Here is a 10588-nt window from a genome sequence, read left to right on the forward strand (position 1 = left end):
GATCTTATTGAGATAGACCGTCAAGCCAAGCTACTAAATCTTTCTCGAACTGAGTACATTACTAAATGTGTTCTAGATAAGCCTGTAGAGAAAAAACATATCTTTAAGGTTAGTTGGCAGACTTATCGAGTCATGGGGGAGATTGGCAGAGAGTTAAAACACATTGGCAACAATATTAATCAAATAGCCAAAGCCTTTAATACGAGACAGTTAGAGGGCAGTATATTATCGGAGAACTATTCCCTACCCGAAGAACTGAGTGCTATTAAAGCTTACACAGATAAAACTGCCAAAGAGCTGAACCAGATCAGGCTATTGTTGATTGGGAGAGAAAAACAGTGATTGGCAAAATTATTACAGGTAGTAGCTTTCGGGGATTAGTCAATTATCTTTTAGACCCCAGTAAGACTCCAGAGATTATCAGTACCAATCTAGCTGGAACTGACAGAAATATGATGATCTGGGAACTCAATGCCTGTGCAGAACAAAGACCTACTACCAAAAAGCCTGTTAAGCACATTTCAATCGGATTTGCTCCTGGCGATAGAAGTTTAGATCCTGAAACTATTGATGAAATTGCTCAGGCTGTAATTAATAACTTGGGCTACGGCGATAATCAGTACTTAGTAGTTAAACACGATCGCTATGACCCTAAACACGATCGCATCCACTCTCACGATCATTTTCACATCTTGATTAATATGGTCAATCACGAAGGAAAACGGGTTCATGACAGTTACGACAAAAAGAAATTGGAAAAGATTTTAAGAGCGCAGGAACAAGAGCATAATCTAACTCTAGTCCCATCATCAGACCAACGCGACTATAAAGCTGCAACTACAGGACAGGTGCAGAGGATAATACGAGAAATTGAAGAGTGTAAAGGTAGAAAAAGTACCAAAAGCCCAACCGCCCCTTACACGCTTAAAATTCAGTCAGGAATAGACTTAGCCAGTCACGACTGTCCAAGTCTGACTGTGTTTCTAGCTCGACTACAGCAATTAAAAATTGACCCCAAATTGAGAATTGAGTCGGGAAAGGTCAAAGGTATCAGCTATAAACTACAGAACTTTAAAATCAAAGGATGTAAACTGCATCAGTGTAGTTTTCCTCAATTAATTCAAAACCGAGTTACTTACGATCCAGAACGAGATCTGGTTGCAATCAACCAAGCCAACCAAAATGAAGAAATTGCCCTAGCTCCAGAATTTAACGTGAGTTGGAGTCAAACTAGTTTAAGAAATTACGTACCAAATAAGGTACAACAAATGCTGGATGAAACCTATGGTAAACAAGAGTTACAGGTAGATAAAAAAATAAAAAAACCAGAACCAAACGGACATCTCACGGGTCTGGGGTTTCCCCAGACCCCGTGTCCTCTTCAGAATCAAAAAGGTGATGAAGGGTTTGAAATTGATTTTTGAGCAATTGTTTTTAATATTAAAAATAATTTATTTAGCTATAATTATATGCTAATGCGTTAATTACTTAAGTAATTTTAATAAGTAAAAAACTAGAGTTCAAAATTAAGAGAAATTACGTATCAACTTATAAGTTTTACTTTATTTAGTACCAAAACTAGATATTTAGTAGTTAGATACTAGTCAAATAAATAAATTTAAAATAATATAATAAAACAGGATTTTGTTTAAGATATTTTAATGGGAAAAGAGCTATGGCAGGAATATACCTACGAGCCGTAATGAATCTTTTAGATCTTTCAGAGTCAGCAATTAATAAATTAGTGGCTGAGGGACATATAAACTGTATTCAAAGTAATCCTAATGCCAAACGAGTTTTTAGCGAAGAAGAGATTCAGGAGTTTAAACAAAACAGTAATGTTTATCGGTCTTTAAAAAAACAAAAGGTCATAGTATATTTACGTTGTAGCACTCAAGAGCAAGAAAGACAGGTAAGGCGAAAAGTCGAAAGTTACTGCAAACAAAATAATTTTAAGGCTACTATTGTTTCCGAATTAGATCGCGGACAGCAAGAGACATCAAGAGAAAGCTATAAATTTGCCATTAACTATATTTTTGAACAGACAGGCATTGCTGGCTTGATTTATCTGGGTAATACTGATGATGTTACTGATTTAAAACAAATATTCCAATCAAAAAAAGGTAGTTTTGTTTACAATGCTAATGAGCCGCTAACCATTTATGATAAATAACCCCCTTAATTTAAAACTCAATACGTTTCTATTTTCTAGAAGTTCCTGACATCAACGAATCGCACCTACTCAGACCCCGTGGACGCGGTTGCAGGAGAAGAAATCAAATCTCCTGGTCAAGCGCAGCGATTTCTGGCACCGAAGCGAACTAATCTATCAGCATACACAGCCAAAAAGACATAAATTGTCTGCTGCCGTTACCAGACAGATTATGAAAGAGAGAATTGATAGTTGGAGAGAAATCAGTGGGATCGGTATAGCTACTTAAGGCTAGAAAGGAAGTTTCTGGGAAAAATTGTGTTGCTAAGAGTTAAGTTGACAATACTGGAGCAACCTGTAATGCAAGATCGAATTGGGCGCTCGCTCGCTCTAAATTTCCTAAGCCAAAGTACGCCATTCCTCGATTACAATAAGCTTCAATCCTCCGAAAGTCAATGTCATTCCTAATGTAATGCTTGATGTCTTCATCGGTTTCATAACTGGATTGTTCTTGCTGTAACTCAGAACAAGAAAATTACCTCTCAATACCATTCTAGTAACAGAACACAGAATTAATCTGACATCAGACTTCTTTTATGCTTTAGAAGTTAACAAGCAATGCCGTACCGTACATAACTATTAATCCCGCACTAAATCCTGCCAAACTAATCTTAGATAACCAAGTACCACCGATTTTACTAGCGGTACGTGCCAAATACGAACCAACTTCTACAATTACTTGTAAAATTGCCCCCACACCAATGCCCATAAATATTGCCGCCCAGTGAGGAGAAAAGGCAAAAACGCCCAGCCAAGTTCCTAATACCGCAGGTAGTCCCGCTAAAGCAGTCAAGCCTAAAAAAGTAATGAAGGTCGGTTTAGATTTAACCAAAGGTGCAGTAATACCAATTCCTTCTGTCAGGTTATGCAGGGTAAAACCAACTACCAAAAGCGAACCGAGGGCTGCCTTTCCCACTGCAAAAGCCGTACCGATTGCCAATCCTTCTCCTAAATTATGAATGCCGATACTGAAAGATAGGTAAGTAGATAGGCTTTGTCCTTCAGGAGCTTTACCTCGACTGCGACCAATAGTTAAAATTGTCAAAAAAGAGATAGCTGCGATCGCCCAAACTAAAATGCTGCCCGCAAAAGCATTAGCTGCACTGTTAGCTAGTTCTAATCCCTCTTCCAGGGTATCTACCAAAAGAAAAGCCAGCATTCCCAAGGTTAAAGCGAGAATAAACTTCATTCCTTGCCCACCTAAAGTTTTGAGGGATGGATAAAACAGCATTCCCAGGCCTACGGGGACAACACCAACATATAACCCTAGTAAAGTAAAACCCCAAAGACGGCTGAGGGTGAATTGAGGCGTAGCTACCGCCACATCTATAGTGTGTTCAAAACTAATTCCTGTATTAGTAATCAAGTTAAGATGATGGGTTTCGTTTTCTACCCAAGGATAGGGCAGATCGATCCAGGCGGTTGATAGTCTGGGTATAGCTCCTGGGGGCTTTTGGGTAAACGTCCAGTAAGACCCATCTACCTGCACTTGGGCAATCTGCATTGGTTTTGAACCTTCCGCCCTAACTAACAAGGAAATACCGCGATCGCCTAAAACAGTTCGTTCTACGGTCAGATTTTCTAGTGGGGGAGCAGAAACACCCAAAGGACTGAGTGGATCGATAGAAAGAAAGATGCCAATCGAAGTTATTAGGGCAATTAAGGGTAAAATAGCCCACAACCAAGTTTTCTTCATGCCACCACCTCAAAAGCACTCATCCAGCCGAGTTCGAGGAATTCTGACTGATGGGCATGGAACATATACTGCCCTGGTGCGTGTTCTTGAAAGGAAAATTCTAAAATACCTCGCTGTCCCTGACACTGCATGACGGTATCGATGGTGCGGAGGGAAGGAGTTAAGGTAGTTCCACTATCGTAATAGTCAAAGAAATTACCGTGAAGATGAAAAGAATTAACTGGGTCGAATTCAGTCACGTTAATTAAATAAATCCGCACGGGACGATCTCGTTCGATACGGAGGGGGCGTTTCATAAATTCGTGGGGAATAGTATTGACGGCATAGAATTCGTTTTCTTCATCAAAGTTGGTATCAAAAGCATTCATTACCATTAAAAATTCTTGCCACTCTTGATTTTCAGGAGTTCCCAATAAACGCGATCTTGCCTCTTTTTCTGCTTCAGGATGTCGTTTTGGGTCGGGATCGACGATAAATGCGCCGTAGAGTCCTTTATGCAGGTGTCGCTTGAAAGGAGCAGAATGACAGTGATAGAGATGACAGCCAAAGGGTTTAGCGTTAAAGTCGTAAACTACTTCTTCTCCTGGCATCGCTTCTAACGTTCCAGGAACGCCATCTTGTCTGGCAGAATGAATGCCGTGAAAGTGAATTGTATGGGGATGTCGGCTACGATTGCGAAAATTAATCTTCACGCGATCGCCCTCGGTAACTCTAATGGTAGAACCAGGAACTCGACCATTATATGTCCAGGCGGGATAAAATACCCCAGGCGCAATCTCAATTTCTCGTTCTTCGACAGCAATGTCATATTCTCGCAAGGTCTGACCGTTAGGTAGTTGGGAGACTTTTCCCCCATCCCAATCGGTCAAGATATCGCGGGGACTAAAGCCATTACGGTCATTGTCCACATCACCTACTGTAGTGCTGCCACCGTGAACCGCGCTGTTAGTGAAGTGATTATTGTACTGTTTGGGGTTTTGAGCTAATGTCTCACGGGGTAAAAATTTGCCTAAGATACTTCCTCCTCCGAGCAATCCCATTCCCAATAGCGATCGCCTGGAAACATCAAATATCATTTTATTTCTTTTCATAATCTTCTCATATTCTAACAGAGGCTTATAAATATAATTCATCTGAGTCGTCTATATTTAAAAACTTTGACGGTGAGTGATGCCGTCTAATCAGGAATCTCTCTAATCATTTATTTGTGTTGTCAAATTTCCTCTTGACCTTAGAGTTAACTCTAAGGTTTAAGCTAAGTCTAGAACTCCAATTTTCAAGAGGAAAAAGAGATGACAAAACGCTTAGTAGAAGTATTTATAGCTGACTGTCCTTTATGCGATGAAACCGTCAAGCTGGTACGAGAATTAGCTTGCTCTAACTGTGAGGTGAAAATCTACGATCTGCATCAAGAGAGTGAAGTAGAAAAAGAAAAAAGGACGCAATATGGAATTCATCGCGTTCCTGCGGTAGTGGTAAATGGTAAGTTGGCAGAGTGTTGTTCTTCTCAACAGCCAGTATCTCGTGAGATGCTTGTAGCTGCTGGCATTGGGCAAGGATAAAGTCAGATGGAGTCAAATAAAGGTAGGGTGGGCATTGCCCACTTTATCTAAATGCGTTAGTCTTATTGTTAGCTGTTCGAGCAAAATGACAAGTCAAGATGGCTGGTTGATTGGTAAATTGAGCGATCGCGTCGGAGTATCGGCTCATACAATTCGTTATTACGAACGTTTGGAATTGCTCAAACCTCCAAAGCGCACCGAATCACAATACCGTATCTATGGCAAACAGGATGAAGAACGCTTGCGCTTCATTCACAAAGCCAAGAAATTCGGACTTTCCTTAGATGAAATCAAACAACTCATTGCCATCAGTACAAAAGGAATGCCTCCCTGTGCTAGCCTCAAAACAATGGTCAAGCAACACCTCGACGATTTAGACCGCCAAATCGCCGAAATGATATCTTTACGTCAAGAGTTAGCCAGTAGGTATAAAAAGATCGATAAGTCATTACCCGACGCGTCTACTCCTGCGACGGAAGAAATTTGTCAGGGCAAAATCTGTGGGTTAATTGAATCTATTGAGTGACTCGGTTAGAAAAAGTCTTATTTTACTCCGATCGCCCTTTCTTCTTGATTGCCACACCAATAATCTGAGGGCTGACAATCGCTGAAACATTTGTCCGAAAATGCTGGTAATCGACTCGCTCAAATCCAGCGTTTTCTAGTGCGGCCCAAGTTTCACGATTAGGATGGCAACCATCGCCCAGAACTGTCCAAACAAGCTGTATCCAGTTTTGCATTCGTCGTAGTCCAGTTCTTTGTGGTGCAGCTACGTGTTCGAGAAAGAAAAATTGTCCGCCTGGTTTGTGTACCCGCAGAATTTCTTGCAGCACAGTAGATAGATTTTCTACCGAACACAAAACCAGCGTGCTGACTACCGCATCAATGCTGTTATCTTCTGCATCTAACTGTTCGGCAGTTCCACTTTTAATTTCAATGTCTAATCCTACTCTTTCTGCTTCTTGCTGAAGATAGGGATACATATAATATAGGTGTTTGGCTCAATCCCAGTCCAATGAATATCGCTTGGATAGTAACGCAGATTGGCTCCAGTTCCAGATCCGATCTCTAAGACATTGCCGTGCAGGTCGGAAAACAATTCACGTTGGCGATCGCTTATTTCAGACTCATATTTAGCATTACCATGAGCCATCAACCAAGCAAAAAAGCGTTGATACCAGCCTGGAGTAAGTTGAGTAGCAGATTCCATGTTCGTTTCTTATCTCCTAAAACTTAGTTAGCTTACCGTCCTACATTCAACTTGAGGATTTACGCTTAATTGGCGAAAGTTGTCTTCTTACAAACCAAACGATTAATGGGGGAATTATTAACCACTGAAGCACTGGTAATAAGCCAGTACCCAAAACTGGCAGGGTTGGCATAACATCACTATATTTCCATCTGTTCAAAACTCCTGTGGCTAGAGCTTCAAAAATTATCGTAATGACAATTCCTACCAAGATAAAAATACCGACTTGCCACCAGTTTGCTTGGAGAATCCAGCGACGTGACTTCGTTATAACTGCTACTGTTATAAAAGCAGTTAGTGAAATTCCTGCATCTCCTACAGTAGCCAGCGTACAATTATTAACTACATCTACGCAGGTAAACTCAGGTGAAACCTGAAAAAAAGGCATTTGCTGCATTTCCCAAAAGAAATTGAGCAGAAAGGAGAAGATGACGATATTAAATTCTGGTAAATTGAGCCAAGGGAAGGAATTAATAATATTTAACATTTGAGAACTTTATCTGCGGGAATGCGATCGCCTATCAACTACTTAGTACACCAAAGATCATGATGGCAAGATAAACTAAGTAAACGCTGTCAAGAGCTAATATCTGCTAAAGCTGACAATACCAGTAACTAACTATCGGGCAACGGCTGAGAATTTTCTGGCTGAGTCTTTGTTAGTGAGAAACAATGACCGTTTGGTAAACCAAAAATACCTGTCAAGAAGCTCAACAAAACTATTGCTGCTCCTAGATTAGTTACGTTATTAATAATTGTTTCTCGCAGTGCTTCACGTCTTTTTTTTACCTGAATCTGCTTTGCTGCTTGCTCGATAAACTCTGGCGCGATATTGGCTTCTGCTCCAATTTTTACTAACTCCTCTATGGAATAGCTTTGTTCGTGTCGAGCCTGAAGTTCCGCAGCCAGGGCAAAAATTTCTGATGTCTGTTCTTGGGGAATTCGTTGCTCTAATTTACTCATAAATAAACAGTTATTTTTATTATAAAATGCTCTACAGCGTTCTTTGCTAATGTCACTAGGCGCGATCGCTACATTGATTCTTGTACCAATTACCATCCCTACGTCCGCACTACTAAGCATTAATCATCAAATTGCCCATCATACCTAAATCTTCGTGGTCGAGAATGTGACAGTGATACACTGTTTTGCCAGCAAAATCTCTGAAGGGAATGCGAATGCGGACAGTTTCACCTCTAGGCACTAGCACCGTATCTCGCCAAGCAAGTAATGATTCTGGTTGACTGTTACGACTAATTACTTGAAAAGCATTATTGTGAACGTGGAAGGGATGATCCATCATTCCTGTATTGGTTATTTCCCAATCTTCTACTGTATCTAGTTGTACTTGGGTATCGAGGCGATCATGATTATAAGCTTCACCATTGATTAGAAAAGCCATGCCCACGGCGGGATTCATGCCATGATTGAGTTCAAAACGTCTTACTGTCTGAGGTTCTGGCAAAGAAAAAATTGAAGCAAGTTTGGTGGGAATTGAAAGAGACTGTCCTTGGTCTTCGTAGCTAATCGTTGCTATAACTGTGGGTTCATCGCGGTTGTTTCTACCCATCATGCCACCACCCATCATACCCATACCACCGCGATCGTAAGGTAAATTTAGTAAGCGGTATTGTCTAGGTTCTTTGTCGCCTTTAATTAAAACTTCGGCTCGTTGTCCTGGTGTCAGTAGCAATTCGTTAACTTCTATAGGTTCGTTTAACGCACCTCCGTCAGTAGCAATTTGATAAAAAGAATGATTTTCTAAAGAGAGTCGATAAAAACGGGAAGGAGAGGCATTAAGAATCCGCAAGCGCAATACTCCTTGTTCGGGTAAAGAAAGACTTGGATTTACTTGTCCGTTGGCTGTAATTATGTCTCCTTCTCTTCCCATCATCAGGGACATATGGGCTGAATTGATTAGCCTGCCATTATCATCTAAAGCAAAGTCTTGCAGTACTAAAAACTCTTCTTTGGCTGCTTTAACTTTGGGGATTTCATCTAGCTCACCACGCACGATAAATAAACCTGCCAAACCCCCAAACAATTGTTCGGCAACTAAACCATGCAGGTGGGGATGATACCAAAATGTTCCCGCTGGATGATTTGATGGTATCTGAAATTCGTAAGTTAGTTTTTCTCCTGGTTTGATATGCAGAAAAACATTATCTCCATTACCCGTAACGGGAATATGCAAGCCGTGATAGTGAATATTAGTCGGTTGAGAGAGATTATTAGTAAAATGGATGCGAACCTTATCTCCTGGTTTGGCTTCCAAGCGGGGTGCGGGGATTTGTCCGTTATAGGTTAATAAATATGCTTGTCTCCCAGCCAAATTTATGGGATTTTCTTTAGCTTCTAAGTCTAACTCTAATAACCCATCACCACTCTGATAAACAGGAACAGCATTAGCAGATAAAGAGGCTAAAGGTTGACTAAAAATATCTTGACGCAACCAATGAACTACTAAAGCTGTCCCTATACCAGCAGCACCTAATGCAATAAACTGACGACGATTAATTTTAGCCATGATTGATTGAATTATCAAATCTCCTGAGTTCAATAAGATTGATATTCTTTAAATACCTCGGTTTCGCCCTTTTCGTTAAATGCCAATACTTGAAATGGTTGTTTGATATCTTTGGCTTCCATTCCAGGCGTTCCTATAATCATTCCTGGTACGGTTAAACCAGCTAGTTCGGGTTTTTGAGTGAGAAAACGTTTAATGTCATCGACGGGAATATGTCCTTCCATAACATACCCATTAATCACGGTTGTATGACAGGATGCTAATTCTGGTGGCACATTATGTTTTTGCTTTAAGGCTTCCATCTCTTGAGTTTTAATATCTTCAATTTTAAAGCCATGTTTTTTAGCCTGTTCGATCCAGCCTCCACAACAGCCACAAGAAGGAGAGCGATATACGGTCATTTCTCTAGTTCCTGAATAGTTTGGCTCGGTTTCTTTATCCCATACGCTTACTAAGGTAGCCTGATGCGGATTTTCTTGAGCGATCGCCAAATTATTGCTGCTGACAGTATTATTATTGCCTTGAGTTGAAGCAAGATAAGTACCTCCGATTACAACACCTGCGATCGTCATTGAAGTGATAGTTAGTTTAGATAAGAGTTTTGACATTAGACCTCTTGCACGAATAGAGAAAAAATGAGAAAAGTAGGAAGAAGAGCTAGAAAAACGAATGACATATAATCAAATCAAAAATTTGGAAGAGAAAGAATTTAAACGTCTGTGCGGGGTCAAGCCAAAACTGTTCGAGGAAATGGTGGAGGTACTAAAAGAAAAATTGCTTCAAGGCAGACGCCGAGGTGGTCAAACAAAGCTAAGTGTTGAAGATCAATTACTAATAACCTTAGAATATTGGCGTGAATATCGTACTTATTTTCATATTGCTCAATCATGGGGAATACATGAATCTACAGTTTGTCGAACAGTTCACCGAGTGGAAAATCAATTAATCAAGTCGCCAAAGTTTAGCTTACCAGGGAAAAAATCACTTTCTGAAACTAAAGCAGAGTGGTCAATGGTCATTGTTGACGTGGCAGAAAGCCCCATTGAACGCCCAAAAAAAACAGCGTAATTACTATAGTGGTAAGAAGAAAAAGCATACTTTAAAGTCTCAAGTAGTAATTGAAACTCAAAGCCTAAAAGTAATCTGTACAGCCCATGGAAAAGGAAAAGAACATGATTTTCAACTATTTAAAACTAGTAGAGTAAAACCTCTTGAATCAATAGAGATTATAGCCGATAAGGGATATCAGGGAATCAAAAAGATTCATAAGTCAAGTTATACTCCAAGGAAAAAGCCAAAAAATAAATCTTTGACTTCAAAAGAAAGAGAATACAATAAAGAG

The 10588-nt window shown here is 40.1% G+C and carries 16 protein-coding genes; 7 read left to right on the plus strand and 9 right to left on the minus strand.

Features of this window, described 5'->3' with window-relative positions; genetic code table 11:
• From mobC to C7B62_RS21610, 3 genes are all read left to right on the plus strand, one after another.
• On the plus strand, positions 1–342 hold a 342-nt coding region (gene mobC / locus C7B62_RS21600; RefSeq protein WP_106242197.1), incomplete at its 5' end, for a plasmid mobilization relaxosome protein MobC.
• Positions 339–1424: a relaxase/mobilization nuclease domain-containing protein gene (locus tag C7B62_RS21605; protein ID WP_158260726.1), complete on the plus strand. Its 1086-nt coding sequence runs from the start codon at positions 339–341 to the stop codon at positions 1422–1424. The genes mobC and C7B62_RS21605, both read left to right, overlap by 4 nt.
• A gap of 251 nt (positions 1425–1675) precedes the next feature.
• Positions 1676–2173, plus strand: a complete 498-nt coding sequence (locus tag C7B62_RS21610; RefSeq protein ID WP_146132167.1) for a hypothetical protein — start codon at positions 1676–1678, stop codon at positions 2171–2173.
• Positions 2174–2483: 310 nt separating this feature from the next.
• On the opposite strand, the gene C7B62_RS26940 is transcribed toward C7B62_RS21610, so the two are convergent.
• The 3 genes from C7B62_RS26940 to C7B62_RS21620 all read right to left on the minus strand — a co-directional run bounded on the left by C7B62_RS26940 (position 2484) and on the right by C7B62_RS21620 (position 4984).
• Positions 2484–2633, minus strand: a complete 150-nt coding sequence (locus tag C7B62_RS26940) for a tetratricopeptide repeat protein (protein ID WP_146132169.1) — start codon at positions 2631–2633, stop codon at positions 2484–2486.
• A gap of 120 nt (positions 2634–2753) precedes the next feature.
• Positions 2754–3908: a ZIP family metal transporter gene (locus C7B62_RS21615; RefSeq protein ID WP_106242210.1), complete on the minus strand. Its 1155-nt coding sequence runs from the start codon at positions 3906–3908 to the stop codon at positions 2754–2756.
• On the minus strand, positions 3905–4984 hold the full coding sequence (locus C7B62_RS21620; protein WP_106242227.1) for a multicopper oxidase domain-containing protein: 1080 nt from the start codon (positions 4982–4984) through the stop codon (positions 3905–3907). Before C7B62_RS21620 ends, C7B62_RS21615 begins: the two co-directional genes overlap by 4 nt.
• A 216-nt stretch (positions 4985–5200) precedes the next feature.
• Here C7B62_RS21620 and C7B62_RS21625 point away from each other — a divergent pair, with 216 nt between their 5' ends.
• Both C7B62_RS21625 and C7B62_RS21630 read left to right on the plus strand, forming a co-directional pair.
• Positions 5201–5470: a thioredoxin family protein gene (locus C7B62_RS21625; protein ID WP_106242213.1), complete on the plus strand. Its 270-nt coding sequence runs from the start codon at positions 5201–5203 to the stop codon at positions 5468–5470.
• Positions 5471–5555: 85 nt separating this feature from the next.
• The gene (locus tag C7B62_RS21630; RefSeq protein ID WP_106242216.1) at positions 5556–5996 is read left to right on the plus strand and encodes a heavy metal-responsive transcriptional regulator; all 441 of its coding nucleotides are present in this window, start codon (positions 5556–5558) and stop codon (positions 5994–5996) included.
• A gap of 22 nt (positions 5997–6018) precedes the next feature.
• Here the strand turns inward: C7B62_RS21630 and C7B62_RS21635 are convergent, their stop codons facing one another.
• The 6 genes from C7B62_RS21635 to C7B62_RS21655 form a co-directional block, all read right to left on the minus strand.
• Complete coding sequence (locus tag C7B62_RS21635) at positions 6019–6453, minus strand: class I SAM-dependent methyltransferase (RefSeq protein ID WP_233220096.1); 435 nt, start codon at positions 6451–6453, stop codon at positions 6019–6021.
• Complete coding sequence (locus tag C7B62_RS26680; protein WP_233220097.1) at positions 6417–6680, minus strand: hypothetical protein; 264 nt, start codon at positions 6678–6680, stop codon at positions 6417–6419. Before C7B62_RS26680 ends, C7B62_RS21635 begins: the two co-directional genes overlap by 37 nt.
• Positions 6681–6726: 46 nt before the next feature.
• Positions 6727–7206: a hypothetical protein gene (locus C7B62_RS21640; RefSeq protein WP_106242219.1), complete on the minus strand. Its 480-nt coding sequence runs from the start codon at positions 7204–7206 to the stop codon at positions 6727–6729.
• Between the two features lie 128 nt (positions 7207–7334).
• Positions 7335–7802 carry a hypothetical protein gene (locus tag C7B62_RS21645; protein ID WP_233220098.1) on the minus strand — a complete coding sequence of 156 codons (468 nt, stop codon included), beginning with the start codon at positions 7800–7802 and terminating at the stop codon, positions 7335–7337.
• The gene (locus C7B62_RS21650; RefSeq protein WP_106242233.1) at positions 7795–9246 is read right to left on the minus strand and encodes a multicopper oxidase family protein; all 1452 of its coding nucleotides are present in this window, start codon (positions 9244–9246) and stop codon (positions 7795–7797) included. Before C7B62_RS21650 ends, C7B62_RS21645 begins: the two co-directional genes overlap by 8 nt.
• Before the next feature lie 29 nt (positions 9247–9275).
• Positions 9276–9854: a DUF411 domain-containing protein gene (locus C7B62_RS21655; RefSeq protein WP_106242221.1), complete on the minus strand. Its 579-nt coding sequence runs from the start codon at positions 9852–9854 to the stop codon at positions 9276–9278.
• A gap of 61 nt (positions 9855–9915) precedes the next feature.
• Between C7B62_RS21655 and C7B62_RS21660 the strand changes: the two genes are divergently transcribed.
• Together C7B62_RS21660 and C7B62_RS21665 are read left to right on the plus strand one after the other, a co-directional pair.
• Complete coding sequence (locus C7B62_RS21660; protein WP_106242224.1) at positions 9916–10314, plus strand: transposase family protein; 399 nt, start codon at positions 9916–9918, stop codon at positions 10312–10314.
• The coding region (locus C7B62_RS21665) for a transposase family protein (protein ID WP_146132168.1) at positions 10289–10588 on the plus strand (300 nt) is incomplete at its 3' end. The genes C7B62_RS21660 and C7B62_RS21665, both read left to right, overlap by 26 nt.

The organism is Pleurocapsa sp. CCALA 161, assembly GCF_003003995.1.
In the GTDB taxonomy this organism is placed as follows: domain Bacteria; phylum Cyanobacteriota; class Cyanobacteriia; order Cyanobacteriales; family Xenococcaceae; genus Waterburya.

Excerpts from the sequence above, each read along its gene's own strand:
- C7B62_RS26680 (WP_233220097.1), bottom strand. The coding sequence starts at position 6,680 with ATGGAATCTGCTACTCAACTTACTCCAGGCTGGTATCAACGCTTTTTT.
- C7B62_RS21640 (WP_106242219.1), bottom strand. The coding sequence starts at position 7,206 with ATGTTAAATATTATTAATTCCTTCCCTTGGCTCAATTTACCAGAATTT.
- C7B62_RS21655 (WP_106242221.1), bottom strand. The coding sequence starts at position 9,854 with ATGTCAAAACTCTTATCTAAACTAACTATCACTTCAATGACGATCGCA.
- C7B62_RS21610 (WP_146132167.1), top strand. The coding sequence starts at position 1,676 with ATGGCAGGAATATACCTACGAGCCGTAATGAATCTTTTAGATCTTTCA.
- C7B62_RS21615 (WP_106242210.1), bottom strand. The coding sequence starts at position 3,908 with ATGAAGAAAACTTGGTTGTGGGCTATTTTACCCTTAATTGCCCTAATA.
- C7B62_RS21660 (WP_106242224.1), top strand. The coding sequence starts at position 9,916 with ATGACATATAATCAAATCAAAAATTTGGAAGAGAAAGAATTTAAACGT.
- C7B62_RS21620 (WP_106242227.1), bottom strand. The coding sequence starts at position 4,984 with ATGATATTTGATGTTTCCAGGCGATCGCTATTGGGAATGGGATTGCTC.
- C7B62_RS21635 (WP_233220096.1), bottom strand. The coding sequence starts at position 6,453 with ATGTATCCCTATCTTCAGCAAGAAGCAGAAAGAGTAGGATTAGACATT.
- C7B62_RS21645 (WP_233220098.1), bottom strand. The coding sequence starts at position 7,802 with ATGCTTAGTAGTGCGGACGTAGGGATGGTAATTGGTACAAGAATCAAT.
- C7B62_RS21650 (WP_106242233.1), bottom strand. The coding sequence starts at position 9,246 with ATGGCTAAAATTAATCGTCGTCAGTTTATTGCATTAGGTGCTGCTGGT.
- C7B62_RS21625 (WP_106242213.1), top strand. The coding sequence starts at position 5,201 with ATGACAAAACGCTTAGTAGAAGTATTTATAGCTGACTGTCCTTTATGC.
- C7B62_RS21630 (WP_106242216.1), top strand. The coding sequence starts at position 5,556 with ATGACAAGTCAAGATGGCTGGTTGATTGGTAAATTGAGCGATCGCGTC.